Annotated in this window: 25 protein-coding genes; 4 read left to right on the plus strand and 21 right to left on the minus strand. The window is 42.4% G+C overall.

Going from position 1 to position 23,831, the window contains the following annotated elements; translation table 11 throughout:
* Positions 1–184: 184 nt before the first annotated feature.
* The 18 genes from THMIRH_RS11630 to THMIRH_RS11715 all read right to left on the minus strand — a co-directional run bounded on the left by THMIRH_RS11630 (position 185) and on the right by THMIRH_RS11715 (position 14,190).
* Entirely contained in the window at positions 185–2,533 is a 2,349-nt protein-coding gene (locus THMIRH_RS11630; RefSeq protein WP_173292253.1) for an ADP-ribosyltransferase-containing protein, read from the minus strand.
* 50 nt (positions 2,534–2,583) lie between these two features.
* The gene (locus tag THMIRH_RS11635) at positions 2,584–2,907 is read right to left on the minus strand and encodes a hypothetical protein (RefSeq protein ID WP_173292254.1); all 324 of its coding nucleotides are present in this window, start codon (positions 2,905–2,907) and stop codon (positions 2,584–2,586) included.
* 219 nt (positions 2,908–3,126) lie between these two features.
* Positions 3,127–3,873: a group I intron-associated PD-(D/E)XK endonuclease gene (locus THMIRH_RS11640; RefSeq protein ID WP_173292255.1), complete on the minus strand. Its 747-nt coding sequence runs from the start codon at positions 3,871–3,873 to the stop codon at positions 3,127–3,129.
* 28 nt (positions 3,874–3,901) lie between these two features.
* Positions 3,902–5,026, minus strand: a complete 1,125-nt coding sequence (locus THMIRH_RS11645) for a hypothetical protein (RefSeq protein WP_173292256.1) — start codon at positions 5,024–5,026, stop codon at positions 3,902–3,904.
* Between the two features lie 279 nt (positions 5,027–5,305).
* Positions 5,306–5,656, minus strand: a complete 351-nt coding sequence (locus tag THMIRH_RS11650) for a hypothetical protein (protein ID WP_173292257.1) — start codon at positions 5,654–5,656, stop codon at positions 5,306–5,308.
* Positions 5,657–5,669: 13 nt separating this feature from the next.
* A complete protein-coding gene (locus THMIRH_RS11655) occupies positions 5,670–5,855 on the minus strand; it encodes a hypothetical protein (RefSeq protein WP_173292258.1) in 186 nt (61 codons plus the stop codon).
* Positions 5,856–6,186: 331 nt separating this feature from the next.
* Positions 6,187–7,941, minus strand: a complete 1,755-nt coding sequence (locus THMIRH_RS11660) for a DUF927 domain-containing protein (RefSeq protein WP_173292259.1) — start codon at positions 7,939–7,941, stop codon at positions 6,187–6,189.
* Complete coding sequence (locus THMIRH_RS11665) at positions 7,938–8,993, minus strand: PriCT-2 domain-containing protein (protein ID WP_173292260.1); 1,056 nt, start codon at positions 8,991–8,993, stop codon at positions 7,938–7,940. The genes THMIRH_RS11660 and THMIRH_RS11665 overlap by 4 nt, the downstream gene beginning before the upstream one ends.
* Positions 8,990–9,295 carry a hypothetical protein gene (locus tag THMIRH_RS11670; RefSeq protein ID WP_173292261.1) on the minus strand — a complete coding sequence of 102 codons (306 nt, stop codon included), beginning with the start codon at positions 9,293–9,295 and terminating at the stop codon, positions 8,990–8,992. The genes THMIRH_RS11665 and THMIRH_RS11670 overlap by 4 nt, the downstream gene beginning before the upstream one ends.
* Positions 9,292–9,699: a hypothetical protein gene (locus THMIRH_RS11675; protein WP_173292262.1), complete on the minus strand. Its 408-nt coding sequence runs from the start codon at positions 9,697–9,699 to the stop codon at positions 9,292–9,294. The genes THMIRH_RS11670 and THMIRH_RS11675 overlap by 4 nt, the downstream gene beginning before the upstream one ends.
* Entirely contained in the window at positions 9,696–10,220 is a 525-nt protein-coding gene (locus tag THMIRH_RS11680; RefSeq protein WP_173292263.1) for a hypothetical protein, read from the minus strand. Before THMIRH_RS11680 ends, THMIRH_RS11675 begins: the two co-directional genes overlap by 4 nt.
* Positions 10,217–10,516: a hypothetical protein gene (locus tag THMIRH_RS11685; RefSeq protein ID WP_173292264.1), complete on the minus strand. Its 300-nt coding sequence runs from the start codon at positions 10,514–10,516 to the stop codon at positions 10,217–10,219. The genes THMIRH_RS11680 and THMIRH_RS11685 overlap by 4 nt, the downstream gene beginning before the upstream one ends.
* Positions 10,513–10,887 carry a hypothetical protein gene (locus tag THMIRH_RS11690; protein ID WP_173292265.1) on the minus strand — a complete coding sequence of 125 codons (375 nt, stop codon included), beginning with the start codon at positions 10,885–10,887 and terminating at the stop codon, positions 10,513–10,515. The genes THMIRH_RS11685 and THMIRH_RS11690 overlap by 4 nt, the downstream gene beginning before the upstream one ends.
* Positions 10,884–11,090: a helix-turn-helix transcriptional regulator gene (locus THMIRH_RS11695; protein WP_173292266.1), complete on the minus strand. Its 207-nt coding sequence runs from the start codon at positions 11,088–11,090 to the stop codon at positions 10,884–10,886. Before THMIRH_RS11695 ends, THMIRH_RS11690 begins: the two co-directional genes overlap by 4 nt.
* Before the next feature lie 131 nt (positions 11,091–11,221).
* Complete coding sequence (locus THMIRH_RS11700; RefSeq protein WP_173292267.1) at positions 11,222–11,815, minus strand: hypothetical protein; 594 nt, start codon at positions 11,813–11,815, stop codon at positions 11,222–11,224.
* A gap of 342 nt (positions 11,816–12,157) precedes the next feature.
* Positions 12,158–12,514: a helix-turn-helix domain-containing protein gene (locus THMIRH_RS11705; RefSeq protein ID WP_173292268.1), complete on the minus strand. Its 357-nt coding sequence runs from the start codon at positions 12,512–12,514 to the stop codon at positions 12,158–12,160.
* The gene (locus tag THMIRH_RS11710) at positions 12,498–12,752 is read right to left on the minus strand and encodes a type II toxin-antitoxin system RelE family toxin (RefSeq protein ID WP_173292269.1); all 255 of its coding nucleotides are present in this window, start codon (positions 12,750–12,752) and stop codon (positions 12,498–12,500) included. Before THMIRH_RS11710 ends, THMIRH_RS11705 begins: the two co-directional genes overlap by 17 nt.
* A 217-nt stretch (positions 12,753–12,969) precedes the next feature.
* The gene (locus THMIRH_RS11715; protein ID WP_173292270.1) at positions 12,970–14,190 is read right to left on the minus strand and encodes a tyrosine-type recombinase/integrase; all 1,221 of its coding nucleotides are present in this window, start codon (positions 14,188–14,190) and stop codon (positions 12,970–12,972) included.
* A gap of 392 nt (positions 14,191–14,582) precedes the next feature.
* Between THMIRH_RS11715 and THMIRH_RS11720 the strand changes: the two genes are divergently transcribed.
* On the plus strand, positions 14,583–14,951 hold the full coding sequence (locus THMIRH_RS11720; RefSeq protein WP_207710575.1) for a DUF2237 family protein: 369 nt from the start codon (positions 14,583–14,585) through the stop codon (positions 14,949–14,951).
* 245 nt (positions 14,952–15,196) lie between these two features.
* On the opposite strand, the gene THMIRH_RS11725 is transcribed toward THMIRH_RS11720, so the two are convergent.
* Positions 15,197–15,589: a hypothetical protein gene (locus THMIRH_RS11725; RefSeq protein ID WP_173292272.1), complete on the minus strand. Its 393-nt coding sequence runs from the start codon at positions 15,587–15,589 to the stop codon at positions 15,197–15,199.
* Positions 15,590–15,646: 57 nt separating this feature from the next.
* Here THMIRH_RS11725 and THMIRH_RS11730 point away from each other — a divergent pair, with 57 nt between their 5' ends.
* From THMIRH_RS11730 to THMIRH_RS11740, 3 genes are read left to right on the plus strand one after another with little or no spacing between them, the layout of a single operon-like run.
* Positions 15,647–16,093, plus strand: a complete 447-nt coding sequence (locus tag THMIRH_RS11730; protein ID WP_173292273.1) for a BLUF domain-containing protein — start codon at positions 15,647–15,649, stop codon at positions 16,091–16,093.
* Positions 16,094–16,124: 31 nt separating this feature from the next.
* Positions 16,125–19,058, plus strand: a complete 2,934-nt coding sequence (locus THMIRH_RS11735; protein WP_173292274.1) for a chemotaxis protein CheB — start codon at positions 16,125–16,127, stop codon at positions 19,056–19,058.
* Positions 19,045–21,702, plus strand: a complete 2,658-nt coding sequence (locus THMIRH_RS11740) for a sensor domain-containing protein (RefSeq protein WP_173292275.1) — start codon at positions 19,045–19,047, stop codon at positions 21,700–21,702. The genes THMIRH_RS11735 and THMIRH_RS11740 overlap by 14 nt, the downstream gene beginning before the upstream one ends.
* A gap of 43 nt (positions 21,703–21,745) precedes the next feature.
* On the opposite strand, the gene THMIRH_RS11745 is transcribed toward THMIRH_RS11740, so the two are convergent.
* Complete coding sequence (locus tag THMIRH_RS11745; RefSeq protein WP_173292276.1) at positions 21,746–22,357, minus strand: flavin reductase family protein; 612 nt, start codon at positions 22,355–22,357, stop codon at positions 21,746–21,748.
* Between the two features lie 80 nt (positions 22,358–22,437).
* Positions 22,438–23,805 carry an ABC1 kinase family protein gene (locus THMIRH_RS11750; protein ID WP_173292277.1) on the minus strand — a complete coding sequence of 456 codons (1,368 nt, stop codon included), beginning with the start codon at positions 23,803–23,805 and terminating at the stop codon, positions 22,438–22,440.
* Positions 23,806–23,831: the final 26 nt, after the last annotated feature.

A 23,831-nucleotide genomic window follows, 5' to 3' on the forward strand; every position in this document is an offset into this window, starting at 1 on the left:
ACCTGTTCAGCCCTATATCTAGCCATGCCCTATTTAATAAAATAAATTATATTATTATTTAAAAAAAGCATCTTAGTGAATCTGCTTTTTCTGCTTTTCCTAAAACTGACCTTTCTAAGCCATAACTGGTAAATGTTTCCTCTCCCATAGGGGCACCGCTTTTGTTTCAATAAATGATTATTTTTCAATGAATGCTTATTGCATAATAGGTATCAGCTTGAGGGCACAATCTCCTAGCGAATGCTGAGGGAGTGCTTAACCCAAAATGTCCTAAACCTAATAACTCTTTAGGGTAAATTGGTGGGATCGGAGTCCACCGCTTCAAGCAAAGCCAGCCTTGAGCAAGCTGGCAATCATAATATTTTTCTGTAATTTTTGAATAGCACCTTAGATTAAATTTTTGGCCAACACCATCGGCAATTTTGGCCAACTTCTGTTTTGCGCTAGCTGCTGTATCAGGCGTACCGATTTTAGATAAAAACCGCTCTTGGGTATCGGTAGTGTCGTCAAACTTGCGGGAAAATAGAATGTTTGGCGAGTCTGCGTTGTCTGGGTCGAATGCTGCGTTTATTGAGCGAATTTGATTAGGTTCAAATACAACAACCTCCAAAGAGTCTTTAAATGGCAGGATTGCTGAATCATAACCCTGGTCAACCAATGAGTTCGTGAACGCCTGCGTTTCAGATGCACTTGCGCCAATCAGCGATCTCTTATCACTTATTGTTGCAATATATGGATTAACGATTCTAAGATGAACAGGTATTAAATTCGGCTCTACTTCTCCAGACTTAGTGTTTGCATAACTGCCTGCCAGAACACTGGAATCTGTAAAATATATTCCTGATCCGAGCCATCCATTATCTTTTCTATTTGGATGAGCCTTTCCAAACCTAAATATGTTATCGGAAGTTCCGTGGTAGAAAGTGTCTGGTCTGATAGGATTTCCCTCTCCACCATCTTTATCTCTTGAAGATTCTGCGCTTCGATTAATTTTTGCAAAGTATGCAAGCTTACCTTGTTCACGAGCCTTCTCCAGTATTAATGAATTTATATCATAAACAAAACCATGCTTAATTGCTCGCGCCTTTCTAGCTTCGTGTGACATATCAAGACCTTTAGCTTTTGCGGCTTCCCATGCAGGTGAGCCTTTGCCGTTGTCTTGGTTTATTTGCTTTGAAAGATTGACTTCTGAATTAGGATTGTTGATACTATCATTAGTAGCAAAAGTAGCGCGTTCTTCTAATGAAGTGGCTTTAAATTCATTAGATATAGGAAAGCTTTGATCTTTGCCACGAAGTTTGTTTGACTTGGCGCGGTCAATCACTGCTACTATATCTTTATATCTATTATTAATACTGCCAAGTCTTGATATAAAAGCACTATCTATACTCCAAAAGTCACCTGATTCGCTTGGTTTCAATGTGACTATAGCTAGATGCCCTTTCTTTTTGTCTGGCAGAGGAACATCAATAACAAGCTTTCCTAGATTCGCTTTGCGAACCTCGGTGTAGTTTTTTACGACATGATTAATAAATTCTTCAATTGACTTAAATCCAGCCAACTTAACCTCGGATTCATGTTTTTTGGCATGAGCAAGTCCATAATCATCATTTCCAGTTTCAAGTCTAATTGAAGCAGTTTGTCTGTATCCATTAGAATCAAGCACGCCTAAATCAATTTCACCATCTATCTCTATAAACTGACCTTTCTTGCCGATTGTCATAAATGATGGGTCATTAAAGTTTACAAGTAAGTCGATGCGAGCCTTCGCCTTTTTATTACCCATACGCGACTTCATGTGTAGCGCTGCAAACTCTGCTACTGCATCTTGTGCAGCTTCTATGTCTGTAATGTAATTGTCGTGGCCTAGCGGGTTTAATGCGTTTTTAAGTGCAGCTAGGAACGACTTAACTTTCTTGATAAGCTGATTAAATAGACCTGGCTTTTTAGCATCTAAATTGATTGATACTTTTGCCCAGAACGCTTGATTAGTGAAGTTGTCGCCCATTACATCGGCCAATATTTCTTCAATGGCCAAGTCTAATTCAGCATCAGGCTTTCCTTCTTTTCTGCGCGCTTCGTTTAGCTTGTCTAGGTACTGCCATTCGTTTTTAATAATTGGCGTTACGGCTGCAACAAGGTCGGCATAAAGATCTGGATTTTCTTCTCGTATAGAATGCAACAACTCATGCCCTGCAATATTCATCACTGGCTTGGTTGAGTCACTGGCAACATAAATGCGGTCATTACGACCAGGCAGAATTAATCCGTTGAAGGCGTTGGCGTTTTTCCCGCCTTTAAAGCCAACAATTCTTTTTCCGAAAAGCGTTTCAAGTGTGGATTGTACATCATCGGGTAAAAGCAATTCATCCGCTCTGGCGTTGACTTGTTCTGGACTGATTCCGTAGTATTTTGCAAGGTCTGTTCTGAAGTCGGTAATGTCTTGTGATTCATTTTTGTCAATCTCTTGCGCTGCTTCTTTGACTTGTTGAGCGGGTAATTTCTGCGTGGCATCTTCAAGCTCTCCTAACATATCTGTTTGGCCTGCTATTGCCGCTTGGTCTAGGTAGGTATCACTACCGGTTAAAGTGAAGTTGTCGGTTTTTTTTTGCGCTTCGTCTTTTTTGGCTGCGTCAGCTTCTTGTTGTTGTGTAGCTTTTGTTTCTGCTCAATATCTTGAAGGTCTTGCTCTGTGTAGGTTGATAAGAGCAGTTGGTCTAATTCTGTTGCGTTGCTTTCAGTGCTGACTCGATCAGCATTTTCTTCTGGCTGTCCGTTAGTTTTTGAATTTCCAGCGCCAGTTCCCTGAGCTTCTGGTAATCCTCTTGGGTTGGTTGTGGTTTGTCCGATTTGTTGTCCTGCATAGTTGAATAACTCCATTATTGTTATGTTTTCGTCACCAAACATAGATGCTTGCTTTGGTGAGCCTTTGGCAACCAGATCTTACGGTGTCAATGGTTGCTCTAATGAGTTTACTTATGGCTGTTTTGCTAATAGCTGATTAATGAGTTTGGTGATTTGTCCATCAATACTTGGCTTTGCAGATTTTGCTTTTTTTTGCTTAATAAGTAACTTTAACCCTGAGAATTTCTTGTTATTTAAGGCTTATTTATAAGGCTTAACCTCCTACTTCAACTCAAACTTATTTAAATAATTCGTAATGTCGTGGATGCCATTAAGTACAGCTTTATTGTTTGGTTCAATCGTCACGGTAAGGCTAATCGAATCTTGCGACCGATTGATATAACTATTGGTAACAAAGAACTCAATAGCGGTACTTGGCAATATTACATAATCATTTCTATAAAAAGTCCTCATCTGTCTTCTGCAAAGTAAAACATAATAGGTGCTGATGTTTGAGTGAATATCAAATATCTTGGTACGAATAGAAAACTGAAATTTATCTGATTTTGACGATGAAGTTTTAACTTGAATGTTAGAGAAGGTATTTCCTTTAAAGACTGTCAAATCAATACCTGAATCAACTGCAGGCCGAGAAACATTATAGCCTTTAAATAGAAATTCAGACGCGACCGCATATTCACCTGCTGCCCCAATAAATGCCGTTTCAGAAATATCCTCTGTGACATTAGATACAATTGACTCAGATCTACCGTAGTAACGGTACACTCCTCTTAAATAAGAGCCTGGCTTTTTACCTTTGACTCTGCGAATGGTTGAATTTTTTTTCGGCTTGCTAACTGGCCCAGCTTTATTGCTGAGGTATGCAGTAACTTTGGTTTTTATCTCCTCTTCTGAGTCTGAAAAAACCTGACCATTATTAATAATTTGATTAGTAATATCATCAACATGCATTCCCTTTACACCAGCAGTTTTCAGTATTTCCTCAGCACTCTCTCCATATGATTTCATTTTTCAGTCCCTTTATTGATACCTGTATTCAGTTCGTATTTTGAGCTTTCTTTTTTGCAATTGCCTCGAGGAAAGCCGATTCTAAAAGCTTTTTAGAAACATAGCCTGAAAAATGCGGGTACTTTTTTAATATGAGGTTTTGAACAAGCTGCGTTGCATGTTTATAACTAATTTCTCCAATAGAAAATGCTGCTGCATAGAACTCTTGCAATATTTGATTCAACTCTATCTCATCCAGCTCATCTTGCGTCTTAAAAAAAGAATTTGATTTGTTAAACCAATAGTCGCGCTCTTGATTGCAATTAATCCATTTTTCAACATGCTGAGCCGCACGCATAGCAGCATTTAAATCAATGTTGCCAGGCATAAACTCTTTTTCATGGCGAAGTAAAAAGTTATCTGATGGAGGTTTCATTCCAACCCTTAGACACAATAAATATGCCACAAACACCGCTTCGACTTCCTGCTGTTCTTTTAACCTAAATCGTCTGTCAGAAATTGACAAAGCCTCATTTTTACCTAAAAAACCTAATGCTAATTTTGATAACTCGTAAACAAGATTAATAAATTGAACATCAGCCGAATGAAAATCATTCAGATACACGATGTAATTAGCTTTGGTTTTTTTCTTTCCTTTAGTTGTTGCTAAGAAAGCTTTTTTTTCAACAACCTCAATGCATCCACTAAAAACATCGAGTAAGGGTTCATACTGAACCGAGATGTTGAATTTGTTGGCGTACTCAATAAACTCATGCAATTCAAGAGCGTTTATTTTTCTATTTGTATTGAAGGATAACTTTAATTTTTTATCTAAAGAGTGTCCATTGGAATCCAAAACTGATTTCGCATCATAAATCAATGAAACTGGTCCAAAAGCGCGGGTTATTATGTAAGGCCTTGAACCTAATTTTACATTACATTGAAAATACTTTTGCCAATCATCCGCGGAAAAAGCGAGGTTAACATATGGGTTTTGCATATTCAGTAGAAGAGCATTAAATGGTGTTAAATGCGGCATTCTGGCAATAAACTGAATCAATTGAACATAATCAAAACGGGATTGGTAAAGCCTAGCTTGCTCAAGTTGTTCTTTAAAAAAGAAACCAGCTTGTCCTTGTGATTTTATTTCTTTTTTACTTGTGCAGACTTCCATAACAAAACCTAATTCTTTTTCCTGAAATTAAATTTAAAAAATCTAACATTTTTAAATCTTGAATTTATGAGTTTCTTGTGTCCAGAGTGTGTGATATATTTTACAGATATTAAGGTTAATCCTTTGGAGTTTACTTAGTATTACTTGCAGGCTCAACCAAAGAATTAAAAATTTTGAACACCGCTCTTATTAACAAAGCATGAATCACATGTTCTTTTCTTTCCCATCAAAAATCAAGCAAACCGACCATAAGGTCAACTTTGCTCAATGCATTCGTATTTACGACACCTTTAAACCCCGCTTTGCTTTTCGCCATTTCTTACAGTATTTAGCTTTCTCACTGCGCTGCTCAGGCTTGGTTAGACGGGCTGCCATATATTGCTCATTTTGTAAATGAAACGCCCACACCTGGTCATGGTAGCCACGCATATAAAGATTTTTGGCTCGATATAACCTACAGGCTTGGCGGTAAAGTCCTCGGATAGTGAAACGCAAGGCGTTCATCTTGCTAACTTCTTTGCCTTTTTCAGTTGTGGCACCTGTTGCGTTTTCCCACGGCTTCCAGTTGTGGATTAACTGGGCTTGCCGCTGTCTTCTCTCAGGTGTCCAGCCGTTATTGTTCGCTTTCATGGTTCGCACTCCATTAGTTCGTTTTTGAATTTCTGTTCACTTTCGCTTTAGAAGCGTTGCATTCAAGATCATTTTGAATGTCAATTGGTTGCTCGGGTAAATCATCAAGAATCATTAAACACCCCGATGTGGGGCTCTTGATTGCACTGACTTTTTTTGGGTTGTGCTCTGTGGCTTTATGATCTGATTGTTGTGTCATGGATGTTCTCCTGCTGAAATCGACAACTTTCTAAAATTATTACTTGGCAACCATCTTTGCACTTGTCCTTAAATAAGTATTGTTATTTGTGCCATGCGCTTTTAATCGTGTTACAGGTGTTACAGGTGTTACATCATTGATTTAGTTTATAAAAACCTGTAACACTTTTATTTTCTCAAGGTGTTACAAGGGTTACAAATCTCATTTTAAATTAGGCTTTGTAACACCTGTAACATTTTTGATTTTGAAGGTGTTACAGGCTCTAGCCCTTTGTTTATGGGCTTGTAACACCTGTAACCCATGTAACACCTTTTAAATTGAATGTTTTAAATTATTGGAGTATTTGCTCACTCACTGCAACCAATCTAAGTGGGTTTGAATGGTCGGGTACTCGTTTTAAAATGTCCTTTCCATCTGACCCAATTATTAAAAATCCTGCAATCCTTAAAGCGGTCTTAACCGTCTTCACACTCAAGCCTTTGCAAACCTCATTTTTAAATACCGTTGGCAAGAAGTAGTAAGTCATTCCGCTGTCCTCTAGTTTTTTATAACCCACACGATTAAACACTGGGGGTGCACTAAAACTATTTAATGGCGTTTGCTCTGATGCTTGTATAACGGTAAATCGACTCTCTCCATGTTGTTCTATGAATCCCTTAATGCGTTCTATGGCTTGATGGTGTTCTTGTGAGTGCATTACATTCCCCATATTACTTAACCAACTCTTAAAGCAGATTTTAGCGGCTTGGTAGGCTTCCCCAAATTGCCAGCCTGTTATATCAAAGTGACTGGCTAACTCGCCCCCTGCGGCAACAATGGCAAAGCGGTTCAAAACTCGTTTTACTTGGTTGTTGGCATCTTTTGGGGTGTTGTTTTTAATAAAGTTGGTCTTTATTTCCTCCATGTAATTTAAGGCGTATGACTTATTGGCGATAAACTTCTCAAGCATGGCCAAACCCGCTTGCCCGTAATAATCTTTAGTCACGGCTTCTAGGTGTTCGGCTTGGTCTTTTGAGCAATTAAAGCTGTCAATCAACACATTAAAAACTCCATATTCACCGCTGACCGCTTCTAAATCAATCAGTCTGACTTCTTGCCCTGCTTTGATGATATTACCCGCTTCTAGCATGGCTGTTTTTAGGTCAATCTCACCAGTGGATAGAAACAGTAAACGCCATTGCTTAGGGGTGCTTTCGGTCATGCGTTGTTTGGCTTGCCCGTTTGCCAACATATAAACGGCATTGCCAATATCACGCCCGTTCATCTCTCCCATTTCATCGAGTAATAAAATGCCGTCATTGTGCAGGAATGCGGTTTGTTCTAAGCCGTTGGTGGTGGCACGCCACATTTTCTTTCTGCTGTGGTCACCCCACACGCTGCCAGCCACATAAAGCGCAATGGTTTTGCCTTGACTGGACTCACCTCTAAAGTGAAAACCTCCCCCCTCAATACCTAGCAAGCTGATAAATGGCGCGGTTAGGCTTGCGCTAATGGCAAAAGCTAAACGGCTGTTGTTTACTGCAAAGCGTGCCACTTCATCACGCCATTGCTCAAGCGTCCCTTGCTGGTTAAAGCCTAAGCTGTCAGGGTGTGCGGTTTGCAGTAATATCTCTTTGCCTTTGGTATCGCCTAGCGTTCGGTCAGGTAACACATAACAACCATCAAACCATCCAACACGGTCAACACACACTGCTATTTTGTGCCCTTTGCTTTTGTTGATGAACTCACTCAATAAGTTTTTAGCCTTGTAGCTGGTTGAAAGGTTCAAGCCCATATTAAGAAGAGTTGAATGCAACAATTCCCCACGCCCTGCAAGTAGTTCCATTGGCATTACCCACTTCTTAGCGTGCCCTTCAATGTCTTTAAACTCCAATACTCGCCCCCAGTTTTTATTTTGACTGTCACGGGTAGAGGCTGTTACTTCTAGCCTTGAACAAATCCACACTGGGCTTGCGCTGTCGCTGTTTGGATCTAGGTAGTTCAAGCCTGTTTCACCATAAAAAAATCCCTCTGGCAATTCGGTGCTTTTGGCTTTGGTAATAGGGGTGACTTTCGGTAACACTTGCTTTGATTGTTTTGCACTCATGCATCACCCTCCAATAAAGTTTGCTCATAATCTTCTAGGACTTGGTTTTGTTGATCAAGGTGGTAACGGTCATTCCAATCACTGCCAACTTCCAGCGGATCAAACTCAGGAATGCTAATTAGGGCATCAATGGCTTTGGCCGCTTCTATGGCTTTAAACCTACCAGTGTTAAAAGCGGTTGGGTTACTTTCTTTGTCTAGGTGGTCGTTATCTCCCGCAATAATGATTTGAGTCATGGGGTAATGTCGTTTAAAAGCTTTGGCCACTGGTAATAGATTGCCAGCATCAAACGCACACACCACACTACTAAATGGCGTGTAATGCTCTGCAAGCGTTGCACCTGTGGCAAAACCCTCACAAATCACAATAGGCGCTCCATCAATCCACTGGATCGGATAATAGCCGCCTGTCTTTTTACCGCCTGCTAAGAAGCGTTTAGTGCCGTCAGGTTGGATAAACTGCAAGGTTTGTACTTCTCCAGCCATTGCGCCATCGCTGCCATACATGGGTACAATCAGGGCGTTTTGGTAAGTCATTACACTGCCAAATAGAACCCCATGTGACGCTATGCCCTTGCGGATTAAATAAGGGTGATTATCAAGGGCTGGGGTAGCGTGCTTTAAGATTTGATATGCCTGTTCACTTACCCGTTTATATTGATTGTCGAGTCGTTGCATTTCCTCAGCTTGCGCTTTGATCTGCTGCTCTTTGCGCTGTTGGCTTTCATAGGCCAAACGCTTTTTGTCTGCATCCGTCATGGGTGCAAATTTGTAACCGTTCTCTACTGCCAGCCTAACCAATGTGGCAATGCTAACCGCTCCTTTTGGCTTAATGCTTTTCCATGTGTAGGCAAAGTCTTTAGGTTTGTAGTTTGTAGCGGTGGCACTCCATTCTCTTGCCAATTCTTTAGCGGTATCGCCAAACTCTGACTTAATCGCCATTAAAACCCTTACCCATTGCTCACGCTCACAATCAGCAGCTAGATAACTGAGCATACCGCTTAAAATGTTTCGATCAATTGGCTGGTGTGCTTGGTGGCTAATGCTTTTCATGGTGTCACCTCCAAACTTTGCATCACGGTAGCGTATTGGCTTTTTAAATACTGCTGTCTGTTTGTCGTAATGCGGTCAAACTCAGTCATGAATGCAAATAAGTGTTGTGATAAACAAAAATGGTCTTCACCATGTTCAACATAAACAGGCTCAATATCTAGTAGGTGCCCTAGGTAGGAATCATGAGTCAGTTCATCCACAAAAAAAGGCAATGACTGGATAAATTCATCACAAGATAAAACGGTGTTTTGCGTTGGTTGCTGCTCAAGCGATTTGCTGGAAATATGAATAACATTGCTCATGCTTCACCTCCACGCTCACGAAATGACAAAGGGCTTAACTCAGCATTGTTTAGGTGGCGATTTTCAATGTCGCTTTTAACCTTGCCTTTAACGCTGTCATTAGCGTAAGCATCCCTTAGCAAATCGTCCATTGTTGAAAAAAATCCAACTGTAAATCCCCTAATCCCATTGGTAAGCGGGAGTTTGGCAAGTCCTAAAGCAATCAACTGCAAATCACCACCACAGGCCTTTGAATCGCATAAATAGCGGATAAAGTCATAAGCCCCAGCCTTGCCAGCGTTGCAGCCATCGCCATAACTCCAGTCGGGATTAATGTCTAGGGATGTTTCAGTTCTTGGAAAATCATTACCTAAGAAAAATGGGTAACTTGCTTGTTTTGCTGTGCGTTTAGTTTTACGGCTCATAATGCACCTCCAGCTAATAATTCAGCTTTAAGGCCTTGCGCTTGGATGAATGCTTTTAGCTGTTCGAGTGACGCAAATAAACGGCCTACGCGGGCAGTTTGGTTGTAGCGTGTGTGAATGTTTGCTTGAATGCCGTTTGGCGTTGTGGTGGTGCTGATTCTGCAAATTAATGCAGTCTTTGAAGTGTTTAAAGGCATGGTTTGCCCTCCGTGATGTTTTTTAGTTGAATGCCCACCTGTTTTAGTTTCAGGTGGACGGGTATCACTAAGTCGCATCACACGACTGCACTTATTCCCTATTGCTAGGTCTTTTATTCGTGCTTTAACCCGTCCATATTGTGAAATATGGTTGCGGTTTTTCATGCTCACATCAGGCACAAAAGCGGTTAAATTTAACCAGGCCTGGTCGATTTTGGGCACAAAAAAAGCCATGTTTGACGCTTGGCATTGCGTGTGATGTTTTTTAGTTAGGCTTGCAATGCTATCCATTGCGGTGCGTTGTGTCAATAGGTGTGTATTCATAAGGCCACCTTTTTAGCTTCTTTGCCTGCCAAAACACTGCTATAAATTGAATTATTAAAAATTATTTCCGCCTTCTCCACGGCTAATGCCGCCCCAGTTCCTGCACTTTTTTGCTTGGTAAGTGTTGATATAAAACTTCCAGCATCAGGCCACGACTTAAACTTAAAAACCCTGCCCGCTGGATCTAGCAACAAAGATGGCTTGCCGTTGCTATCAATCGCCCAAATAACAAAATCACTGTTATGTCGCTCAATCGTAAACGCTTTAACAGCTTCGTGAATTAATCCGTTAATCATCTCAAGCCCCCAAAATTTTTCTTAATCTGATAAGACTTTAAGGCCGCCTTTGCTTGCTCAAACTGTGATGGGTCTAGCTTGTAACTGCCAGCATCAACCTTGTTACCGTCACGGTCATACACGGGTGCGGTTATGGTGTGGATTCTCCAGCCATACGCTCTTAAACGCTTCACCACATCGGGCACATTGTTTGCACCGACTATGCCGATTAACTCATTGGTAGGTCTAGCTTGCTCTAGGATTGCCAGCACTAGGCGGTATTGGCGCATCGAGTTGATGATTAAAGATTGTTTAGCGGTGTCGCTGTTGATAGAATGGTTAAGCACTTCCAATGCCGCTTCATTCGTAATGTTTGGGCGGTTTTCCATCATGCAACCTCCCCACCTAAAGCACGCACACGGCTCTCAAGCCAAGCATCCACTTCATGCTCATACCAACCAACTGCATTAGCGGTTAACTGGATAGGTTTAGGGAATTTACCGTCTTTGATTAACTGGTAGATAGATGATTTTTTCAAACCGATTTTATCGGTCACTTTTGGCATTCTAAGAATGGTTTTTGATTTGTCGCTCATGGCATACTCTCCAACAAAGATTTAACTTATCCGCTTTGGTTTGTAGCGGTGTTGGGAGTATTTGAAAGGAAGTTTAAATGAATGAAAATTCGGGTCTAAATCATTTTAATTTTTACCGTATCGGGGTTTTATTATGTATTTTTTTCCCGCATGGATTTCTTATATTTTTCAAACTTTCTTCTTATAGTTACTGCTTTTATATCTTTACCAGTTTCTGCACTTAATTCCGCAGCGTACTTTTTATAAGCCTTATTGTATGAACCCTCCTCATTTCTAAACCCTTCAATTACTTCGGAAAACAATTTTTCTCTGTCACCATTTATTGTGACTATAATTGATTTGCCATTAAGCCTATCTTTCCATCTTTGATTAGCAAAACTTTGCGCCTTGTTTGGACGGCCTCTTTGATTAACTAATAAAGCATCCTTTGCTAACAATTTCGATAAAAGCCTTAAAGACTTTAGAATTAAAAAATCAGCATTTCGCTCTCTGAACACAGACCTTAAGTCTTTATTAGAAGGATCAACTGAAGCCCGTTCAATACTTTTTTTGTAAAATTCATTCGCAACCAAATCAATAATTTCGCAATTTAATTCCAAACTTTCTAGCTCTGAAGGTGCTTTATTAAGTAAACACTCAAGTTCAACGCCTTCTTTTTTATTGCTCTCATTGATAATATGCTCTAAAAGTAAATACATCTTTTTTTCAAACGATTCACTATTCATCCTACAACCTCCCACGGTCGCACCCAATTTAAATAAGGTGGCAATAACGGGCGTTTGGGTAACGCTTTTCGGCCGCTAAACCTAGTTATTGCCATTTACGGTTAAGCCGTCATAAGGCGGCAATTGTTTGTTTGGTGCTCATGTCTAATTGGCTTCCACAATTTTGTGGATGCGTTAAACTGTCGTTTGCATGGTTTTGTAATCAGCAATCAACTCAAAATCATACAAGTGGCAATGTCTTGCTTAACATCCACCATTGGTGTTTGTATGGACCTAATGACTTTCGCACCGTCTTTTAGAGTAGCTTGATGAAAGAAGTCATCGCTTAGTTCTGTTATGTCTTCAATTTTCGACATCATCCGTTTCCATTAGCAGATCTGCATTCACCCCAAGTACCTGCGACAACCTTAAAAGCGTGTCACCCCTTGGAATGCTTTTGTTGCTCTCATAATTGGCAATTTGTGCCTGCGTGCATTGGGTTTTGGTTGCGAGTTCGCTTTGTGACATTCCAAAATACTCACGCCACGCCTTTAAAAGTGAATAGCCTTGTTCAAGGTTCATCTTAACCACGGCATGGGGTAGGGTATTGCGCTTGCCATCATCTGACTTTCTTAGGCGTTCATAATCTGCAATTGGCAAAACGGCAAAGGCTGGAATACCGCCTTGTTGAATAATTTGCACCTCAGTATGTCCGTTCATCTCTTTTCTTTACCTCTTCAATAAATGCAATCTCTATGACTTCATCAATATTTAAAAATACTCTGTAATCGCCAACTCTCAAGCGGTGCGAATATTCGTGATTGGTCAGTGTGATTAGGTCAATGTTTGGTTGGTCAGACTCCAGCGCATCAATGCCCCTCAAAATTCTGCTAATGACTTGCGGGTTATTTAGCTTTTTGAGTTGTTTACGGGCTTTATTTTTCCATTCAACCTGCATCTAACACCCTTTTTTTAATTGTATATATTAACAGATATTTATATCTATAATTATATTAAAACCATCAAGATAATGCTTTTGCTTTGCGGTTATGCCAAAAAAAGCAACCGAAAAGCAACCCACCTGCTTTTATTTCATCCATTACAAAGCCCATGAAACCGTTGTTTTATTCAACCAAAACAGCAAAAAAGCAAGAAAAGCAGAAAAAGCAACTCACCTAAGCAATGGATTTATTAATCGGTATAACTTTGGCACCACTCACTAGGCTGTCGAGGTAATCGCTCCAGGCCTGCATCATTACTGTTCTTTCTTTCAATAGATCAGCTTTGTTGTAAGTTCGTCTTATGCGGTCTTTGTCTAAATGGGCCAGCTGCAACTCAATCACATCTGCATCAAATCGCAACTCATTCAACATGGTACTTGATGTGTGTCTAAAGCCGTGTGAAGTCATAAAACCCCTGCCTAATGGTTGCCCTGTCTTTGGGTGAATAAAACGCATAATGGCTTGGTTTAAAGTTGCTTCACTTAATGGCTTGCCTGTGCTTCTAGCAGACATAAATACATAAGGCTGTTTGCCAGTAACGGGCCGCATGGCTTCAATAATGGCTAATGCTTGCTCTGACAATGGCACTTGATGTGGGCGCTTCATTTTCATTTCTTCGGCTGGAATGGTGATTAAACGCTTTTCTATGTCGATATAATCCCAGCGCAAGAAACGCACATTGTATGGTCTAAGGAAAACATGGGGCAATAGTTCCAAAGCTTTACAAGTGGCAAAGTCACCTTTATATTCTTTAATGCCATTGAGTAAGATTAAAAAATCCTCTTTAGTAGTCACATGGGCAAAATTAGTATCACGCTTGGGCGTTGGCAATAATCGGCTTATGCTCTCAGCGGGGTTATTGGTGATTAACTGCATTGCTAGCAGCGTATCAAATGTTTGACGGCAATAGGTAGCCAATAACTTTGCGGTTTCATGTTTTCCAGCATCGGCCACTGGTTTGCAGATATTGAGAATATCCACCGCTGTAATCTGCTCTATGGGCTTGCGGTCTAATACTGGAAAGACATAGTTATTTAAACGCTCTAATCGCTTCTTTAAGGTGTTAGGGCTTAGGTTTAGGATTGTGTTTGTTTCAATGGCGTAATAAGAGAATGGCTTATTCAAGTGACTAGATTCTGTCTGTCTAGGGTCACGGTCATTTTCAAGGTTAATTTTGGCCGCCTTATGTTTTTCTCTTGCTTCCAGCAACCCTACTGTTGGATATTCACCAAAGGACAAAGTTATACGCTTACCTTGAAATGTGCAGTCATAACGCCACAACTTTGCACCTGTCGCTTTGACTAATACATAAAGATTCCCACCATCTGCGACACGGTAATCCTTTTCTCTAGGCTTCAAAGCCTTAACCGCTCTGTCCGTTAATTTCTGTGCCATGCTTAGTAGTCCGTATAAATCCAATACTGTAAACGATACTGTAAAATTTACAGTATTGCAATAGAATCTTGCGGATTCTTACGGACTACAAAACCCATTAAGTCATTGATTAATATACTTGTACGGACTAGCATAGACTAGTATTTTGTTTTCTTCTTCCGCACCAATACTAAAACCCTAGTTATTGATTTAACTGGGGTTTTTTCATTTCTAGAGCCTTAAAATTCTTTTTTCCTACACAATTAAATATTTCTTACCAACTTATTCTTGATATTTTTTAAGCCAAATGCATTTGTATTGTCCGCTAGATTTGAGTAAAAGACTCATGGCTAAGCGTCCAATTTTTACAAAACAGCGTAAACTATTGCCTTAAACATTTACTATCAGGAAATATCATGCCTAAGCTTAATTTATGGGGTCAGCCCTTAGAAACTTGTTCACTTGATCCTATGACGGGATTTTATCGGGATGGATTGTGCCGCACGGATGAACATGATCGTGGTCGCCATGTGGTGTGTGCTTTAGTTACGGAAGAATTTTTGGCTTTTTCACAGCGCCAAGGTAATGATTTATCGACGCCTATTCCCGGTATGTTTCCAGGACTTAAGCCGGGTGAGTATTGGTGTTTGTGTGCTTTACGCTGGCTTGAAGCTTACAGAGCCGGTGTTGCGCCCAAAATTCGGTTTGCTGCCACCGATGAAGCGGTTTTGAATTATGTCACCCTTGAAGAACTCAAACCCTTTGCCTTGGATTTAAATTAATCAACACCTCTTTTTGAATTTTTTAAAGGTTGTACCACTTAAAAAAGTGCAACCTCTCTTTATATAAGTCCCCAGCACATCTTGACCTAAATCAAAAATTATGTGAAAACTTCGAAATCAAGGCCTATATTCGATTGAAGTAGCCTTTTGGCAAGCTTTATTATATTGACACACCTTAAACCGATATTGTACAGTATGTACCACTGAGATACAGGGCAACGGGTAGAGGTCTAAGCCCTTAAGTGTTAAGGTGTTTTAGGAAGTTTAGTCTTTTTGGCTATTTCAAGCAGTTGGTTATAAGTAACATCATCAATTGTATCGTCTTGAATGGCGAGCAAAATATCACTCAAAATAGCGTGAAGTTGTTCATGTTTGGTCTGTTCAGTTTTTTCTAAAACATTTGGCATAGACAGGTCAAAAAAGCTGCGATCAACATCTAGCCAAAAGCTGGATACGCAAAAACAACGCTCAATATGTCTGGCCAATTTTTCGCCCACATTGCGGGTAGGATTGATACCAGCAAAGCGACTGACCTGAGTTTGACTGCGTTCAATCCGTTGAGCAAACACCGCCATAGAACCGGCGTGTTTAATCAAAAGTTGGCAATTTTGTCGACGAATTTCGTGAATGTTTTTCATAGTTTGCCCATGTTAAACAGTGACGATTTTAAAGTACATGACCAAATGGTACATAAAGTGAAAAATAACCTTATAGAAATAGCTTATACCAGTCACGCTCAAGCCCCTCTCTCAATTGAAGCGCTTGCCGAGGTTTTAAAACAAGCTCGTAACTTCAATACCTATAACAATATTACAGGACTCTTACTTTATAAAGATGGCTCTTTTTTTCAAGTGCTTGAAGGTCCCGCCGAAACCGTTGAATATTTGTATCAAAAAATAAAGCGCGATTTGCGCCATGACAAGGTTAAAACCCTTTATCAGCGGCCTTTAGCCAAACGCAACTTTTTAGACTGGGCCATGTTGTTTCACGATATCTCAAACTTTGAAAGCGACGGCATCACCCCCAAAATGCAAGACCTTCCTGGATACCTACCCTTCGACTGCCCCGAAACGGCATTTGATGAATGGATAAAACCCAGTGTCGCTAAGGTACTCATAGAAGCATTTCGTCACCATGCTTAATCATGCTTAATCAAACTTTAAAGGATTTAAAGTGAGCCAGTCCCCACAAACACCTCCGACAGAATCACCCCATTACAACGGATATGTGGTCGGAATAGGGGCATCGGCTGGCGGTCTTGAAGCGCTTGAACGCTTTTTTTCAACTTGCCCAAACAATACTGGGATGGCATTTGTGGTGGTGCAGCATTTATCACCAGACCACAAAAGCATGATGTCGGACTTGCTTGCCCGCTACACTCAAATGCCCATTCACCTCGTGGAACATGGCATGAAAATCGAAGCCAACAAGGTGTTTCTTATCCCCGCTGGCACACTGATGCGCATAGTAAACCATCATTTTCAGCTCACGCGAAAATCCCCGCATGTTCTCACCTTGCCGATTGATATCTTTCTAAATTCTCTCTCTGAAAACTCCAAGGCGCATGCCATAGGCGTTATTTTATCTGGCACAGGTTCAGACGGCACGCGCGGCGCCTATGCCATTAATGATGCGGGTGGATTTTTACTGGCACAAGACCCAACCACGGCTAAATTTGATGGCATGCCCAACAGTGTGATTGCCACAGGTTTGGTTGATGAAATTTTGCCCCCAGAAGCCTTAGCAGAACGCATCGTTGCACATATTAAAAATCCCCAAAAGAGAGTTGCAACCAACAACACCCTCAGCAGTGAACGCCCTTTTGATGAAGAATCTGCATTAGAAATGATATTTCAGCGTTTAGCGCAAGCCGGTGGCGTCGATTTTCACGACTATAAAATGGCTACGGTTTCTCGCCGACTTGAACGCCGTATGCAAGTTAAACGCATTGCCAATATGCAAGACTATGCCCTATTACTTGAAGAAGACAACACCGAAGTTGCCAACCTAAGACGCGAACTTTTTATCCCCGTTACCAGCTTCTTTAGAGATACCCTGGCTTTTGAAGAATTAGCCAAAGTCGCGATTCAAGATATCGTCACCAAAGTCGCCGTGGGCGAAACCATTCGGGTTTGGAGTGCCGGCGTTGCCACCGGGGAAGAAGTCTATTCCATCGCCATGCTTTTTATGGAAGCCTTTGAGCGTGAAAAACGCTGGCCAAACCTCAAAATATTTGCCACCGATGCCAACCCGCTGATTTTAGAAACCGCGGCGGCGGGGCAATACCCAGAGTCGGTGGCTGCTGAACTCACCCCAGAAAGATTAGAAAGATTTTTCCATAAAACCGGCTCGGTTTATACCGTTAAACCCGAACTGCGTCAATGCGTGGTTTTTGCACGCCATAACCTTTTAGTAGACCCGCCCTTTACCCGTATGGATTTAGTGTCTTGCCGCAACACCTTAATTTACTTTAAGTCTGAAGCACAAGTGAGAGCCTTGCATCGTTTGCAATATGCGGCGCGTTCTGAAGGATATTTGTTTTTAGGTTCCAGCGAATCCTTGGCCGGCATGAGTAAAGGCTTCACGACTCTGAGCAATAAATACAAGTTATTTCAGCGCACTCAAGTCAGTTTGCCCTTTATTTTAGAAGCCAACATCAGCGACAACCAACTCTACATGCCGCACGCCATTAAGCGCCAACGCACCCAATTGCGTAGCCGAGTGTTAAATGATATTTCCCTGATTGATGAATCCACTGCCAACTTATTAAAAGCCTATACGCCACCGGCGATTTTGGTCAACGAACGCCATGAAGTGGTTCATATTTTTGGTGATTTACAAGCCTACCTCAGGCTAAGAGAAGGCTCTGCCAGTTTAGATGTTAATCGCATCCTGCCCGAAATCTTGGTGTCGGTGGTGTCGGCTTTATTATTTAAAGCGCTCAAAGACAAAACCACTTTGTATTCAGACATGGTTACCCTCAAAGCCAACGACCTTTCACAACGCACACTGCGCATTTGCGTCAGACCGATTGTTATAGAATCAGATGAGCGCTTTGCACTCGTGGTTTTTGAAGAGCAAAATTTGGCAGGCAAGCTCGACTTGAAGGTGGTTGATATCGACGCCGAAACCAGTGCCCGAATCGAAATACTGCAACAAGAATTAGCCGCCACCCGTGAAAGCCTGCAAGCCACCATTGAAGAGCTTGAAACCTCCAACGAAGAACTGCAAGCCACCAATGAAGAACTCATGGCCTCTAATGAAGAATTGCAAAGTTCAAACGAAGAGCTGCAATCCGTAAACGAAGAAATGAACACCGTTAATGCCGAGTTCCAAGAAAAAGTATTGCGCCTTAATCAAGCCAATGCCGACCTCGACAGCATGGCCATGGCGGTTGGCGTAGCCACCATTTTTGTAGACCCGCAGCTGCAAATTACCCGCTTTACGCCAGATACCGTTGGGTTATTTAAGTTACGCGACTCAGACATTGGCCGCCCGCTCAGCGATATTCGTCATACTTTGCACAATGCCGACTTAACGCAATATTTTGAAAAAACCCTGCAAACTGGGCGAATTTTCGAGCAAGAAATCAGCAGTGAAAATGGCAACACCTATTTATTGCGCATTCTACCCTATCATGTAGCCTCCAACCCCTTGCCTGGTGCAGTCGCGACCTTAACAGATGTCAGTGCCATCCAAGACAAATTGCGCCTGCAATCCATTCTAGATGCCTTACCCGAACATGTTGCGGTATTGGCCAATGATGGCACCATTGCCATGGTCAATACCGCATGGAAACGCTTTGCTAAAGCCAATGGCGATCCATTGCTCAAGTTCTCAGGGGTGGGCAATAACTACCTAGAATCTTGTCATGTGATGGACGATAGCGCAGACCCTTCTATCCAAAAAGCCTACTATGGCGTTAAAGCAGTTTTAGAAGGGCAAACGGCATTTTTCAGCCTCAAATACCCTTGTCACAGCCCAACTGAAAAACGCTGGTTTGTGATGAATGTTGCCCCCATCCTAGGTCATTACGAATATGGTGTCGTGGTCAGCCACAACAATATTACCGCCTGGATTGAAGACCAAACCCATGAATTCGACTGAAACACCCGCGCCAGACAGCATTTTAAGCCAAGAAGAACGCTCTAAACTCAGAGATAGAGCCTTACAAGCCCTCTCCAATGGCGACTTGCAACTCGAAGGCGTCACTCCAGCGCAACAAGCCAACCTAGACAGCGTGTTTGAAGAATTGCGTGTCTACCAAGCAGAGTTGGAAATTCAAAATCAAACCCTGCGTTTAGCGCAAAACCAATTGCAAAGCAGCCAAACGCTTTATCAAATGCTCTTTGAGTCTTTGCCCGTAGCTGCCCTGCTGATCAACGCCATGGGCGTTATTAATGAAATCAACCATCAAGCCCTCAAGCTGTTACAACTCAAAAAACGCCACCATCTGCTTAATCACTCTTTGTATCGCTACTTTTCGCAAGACAGCGCCAGTTGGCTTGCCCAAAACTTAACCCGCGAATCCTCACTCAGCCTGCGCGAACAAACCCTAGAGCTCTATACCTCCGAAGGCACTCAGGTCGTGGCGGGGCATCTAGTCAGACTGCCATCTAGCCAAGGCTATGGCAATGGCCAAGCAGATGCCCAGTTCATTTTATTACTGGTCGATTTGAGTCTAGAAATCGCCAAACAAGAACAATGGCAACTGTTTGAGTCGATTATCAATAACAGCCCAACACTTGTCTATGCGTTTGACCGCGAAGGCAAATGCATTCTTGCCAATAACAAACTCGCCGAACTGGTGGGGTTAGAAGACGCTAATCAACTGATTGGTAAAGACCGTTATGATCTCATGGGCGAGCAAGATGCCAAAAACCACTTTAATAACGATGGCTTGGTTTTAAGCACTCATCACCCCATTAATTACGAAGAGCATTTCTTCAAAGATGGTAAAGAGCACTTTTTCTTCAGCAATAAATTCCCGCTTAAAAACCTTAACAACGAGATTTATGCTGTTGCAGGTATTTCGCTGGATATTACCGAACAACGCCTCAGCGAAATGCGTCTTAAGATTGCCTTGCAAGTTTTCTCTCAAGGCCAAGAAGGCATTATGATTTGCAATCAAAACAACCAAATCTTGTCAGTTAACAAGGCTTTTGAAAACATCACAGGCTATAACGAAAAATCTGTCCTCGGCAAAAACCCCAGCGTATTATCCTCTGGCAAACATCCCAAAAGTTTTTATGAAAAAATGTGGCAAACCCTCTTAAGCGAAGGCAAATGGTCAGGTGAAATTTGGAACCGCCGCAAAACTGGCGAAGTCTATCCGCAATTTCTCACCATCAGCCTGGTTTACGACGACAAACATCAAGTCAGTCACTATCTTGGGGTTTTCAGTGACATTACCGCTCGAAAACTCGCCGAAGAAGAAATTCAACAACTGGCTTTTTACGACTCTCTCACCGGTACCGCCAATCGCTTTTTATTACGAGAACGGGTTGAGCAAAAACTCAAAGAAGTAGAGCGTACCCTAATAGAATTTGCCATTTTGTATATCGACCTAGACCACTTTAAAGAAATTAACGATGTCTACGGCCATGGCGCAGGTGACAGCCTGCTTAAAGAAGTGACGCAACGCATCCAAACCCAAATTCGCAAACAAGACACCCTAAGCCGCATTGGCGGTGACGAATTTGTGTTAATGCTCGATGCCATAGAATGTGAAGCCGCCGCGCATACCGCCCAAAAATTGGTGGGCATTTTAACCGCGCCTTATTTTGTCAATGATGTGGAAATGAATATTTCAGCCTCCATCGGCTTGGCCATTTATCCCGACCACGGTCAAGACTTTGAAACCCTACTTAAATTCGCCGATGTTGCCATGTACTATTCCAAAACCAATGGTCGCAATAGCTACACGGTTTTTGAAGACTGGATGATTAAATCCTCACAAGATTTCGTCACCATTGATGTGGCCTTGCGTAATGCGCTAATTCACCAAAAACTCACCCTGGTTTTTCAGCCCCAGGTTAACTTCCAAAACCATCAACTAGAAGGCTTTGAAGCCCTTTTGCGTTGGAACCACCCAGAAATGGGCAATATCTCACCCGCCGACTTTATTCCCATCGCCGAAAAATCGGATCTCATCATCGATATTTCTGACTGGGTGATTCAACAGAGTTTGCAAATGCTCAGCCAGTTGCAACAGGCAGGCTTTAACGCCCCCAGAGTCAGTGTGAATATTTCATCCAGAGAATTCATTCACCCGGCCTTTATTAAGCGCATTAAAAATCACTTGGCGCTTTTCCCTAATTTAAGCGCTCAATGTTTAGAATTAGAGTTAACCGAACGCGTTGCCATGCACGACCTAGATAAGGTTAGAATGATTTTTGAGCAACTCCATGCGCTGGGTGTTTGCATCGCACTGGATGATTTTGGAACCGGCTATTCTTCTTTGAATACCCTCAAAAATCTCCCGCTGCAAACCCTTAAAGTGGATATGTCTTTTGTTAAAGAAGTGATTGTTTCACCTGAAGATACGGGCGTGTGCAATGCCATCATAGCCATGGCCAAAGCGCTCAAACTCAAAACCGTGGTGGAAGGCGTTGAAAACCCAGCGCAAGTCGCCTTTTTTGAAAACGCAGGCGCCGACACGGCACAAGGCTATTGGTTCGCCAAACCCATGGCACTCCCAGCACTGCAACATTGGTTAAAAACCTGGGAAAAAGCAACGCAAAAACCCTAAAATCCCAAAAAACCGCCCTAAAACCAACCAGGCCTGGTCATTTTTAGGGCTTGGGTTGTGCAAAGGTATCTAGGCGTTTAAATTGATAATAGCTGTTGAGTCCACTGATGCCAACGCTTTGGCTGAGTTCTAAATCCAATCCTCCATCGGATGTTTTGGGGTTAGTATTGAGAAGTATGTGCTGAATTTCGCCAATGATTAAGCGGGTATTATTGCGGGCAATCAATATCTCTTCGGCAAACGCTAGGCCATATTTAATGTTAGATGCGGCCACAAAAGGCGCTTTAAAATCGGCAATAAATTCGGCATCTAAATCACAGTGTTCAAACTCGGATTGCTGTTTGGCAAACTTGGCCGAGGTTAAATGCGCCTGTTGCGCAAAACTGGGGTGAATGTGATTGATGGTGTAACAGCCCACTTCTTGAATGTTTTCGTAGGTATGGCGCGGCACCTCACCTGGTGGACGCAGCACAAAACCAATCAAGGCTGGGTCGCTGCCCAAATGCACCACCGAACTAAACACCGCCAAATTGGTTTGACCTTGCGAGTCGATAGTGCCAATCAAATTGGCAGGTTTGATGCCGGTGATGGAGTTAATCAAATGAATGCGCTCACCCAAGGGCAAGGCTTGAATGTGTTGGGCGTTTAAATGCATAAATGGTCCTTATCAAAATCAATTGCAACAGAAGGCTAAAGCCTTCGCCCCAAATAGTCTGCAACACTGGGGCGCAGACTTTAGTCTGCTAAGGGTTCGGTCACTTCTAAAAATAGCGCCTGCAAATTGACGCGGGCTTTGAGTTTGGCGGCCAGCAAATATAATCCGCCCAGTTTGCGATGAAAAAACAGCGCATCCGCTGGTGGCGTATGCCAATAGTCTTGCTCCAAGCTCAGTGCCATACCTTGGTCTTTAATGCGTTGCGCCAAATCGGTTTGCACAAAGTCAAAAGTGCCCGCGTGGCGCAAGGGTTCGCAGGCCAACATAAACAAATCTAACACCGCCGCTTTTTGGCTGGGCAAAATAGTTTGGCTAAAAAAGCCAATTTGTTCAGCCGCCGCTTCTACACCCTTTAAGTCGCCATGCTGCGCGGCACGCATCAACTTTAAATACCCCTGGGAAATACTGTCGCTGTAAGAACGCGTTGCGCCAAAATCTAACAATACAATGCGTTGCGTTTTGGGGTTAAATTGGTAATTGGCAAAGTTGGGATCGGTTTGCACCAGCTGAAACACAAACATTTCTTTAAACAACAATTTAAATAACTGCTGCATAATCAAATCACGCTCGACTTGCGAGGCATGCACTCTGGATTCAATCGCAACGCCTTCCACAAAATCCATGGCCAAAATGGTTTCACTGCTTAAATCGTCGTGAACCTTGGGCAGCGTAAAATGCGGGTCTTGCCCCAAATGTTGTTGATAAAGCTTCAAACAATCGGCTTCATAAAGATAATTGGCTTCGGCGTGCAACTGCAGTTTGGCTTCTTGCAAAATGGGGTCTAGGTTGACCGATTTGGGAATCAAACGCGATAGGCGTAACAAACTGGCAAGATTATCCACATCGCTGTCAATGCTGGTGCGAATACCGGGGTATTGAATTTTTAACGCCAAATGCCGTCCATCTTGGGTGTGCGTTTCATGCACCTGACCAATCGATGCGGCCGCAATTGGGTAAAACGAAAAACGCTGAAACTGCGCCTGCCAGTCTTTACCCCAGCTGGCCTCTAATTCCCCCACCAATTGATTGAGCGGCATCGACTTGGCCTCAGAGCGCAACTTAGCTAACACCAAGGTGAGTTCTTCTGGGATTAAATCGCCCGCATCCATCGACAACAACTGCCCCACTTTCATGGCAGCGCCGCGCATTTGCGAAAGGTGTTCGGCTAAGCGTTTGGCATTTTGCACACTCAGCAGTAGCTCTTTGGCGGTAGGTCGCTGCCCCTGCAACAACTGCTTGCTGCCTTGCGCCAACATACTGCCAGCCACACCGCCCACCAACTGCCCCATTTTACTGAGGCGACTCAAACGGCTGGTGGGAATACGCGCAGCTTGGATGCCGGATTGAGTATTCGTTAAATTGTGTGGATGAGATGGCTTTGATGACATAACTGGCGCTCGCTGATGACCGATAT

The sequence above is a fragment of the Thiosulfativibrio zosterae genome (assembly GCF_011398155.1).
GTDB lineage: Bacteria > Pseudomonadota > Gammaproteobacteria > Thiomicrospirales > Thiomicrospiraceae > Thiosulfativibrio > Thiosulfativibrio zosterae.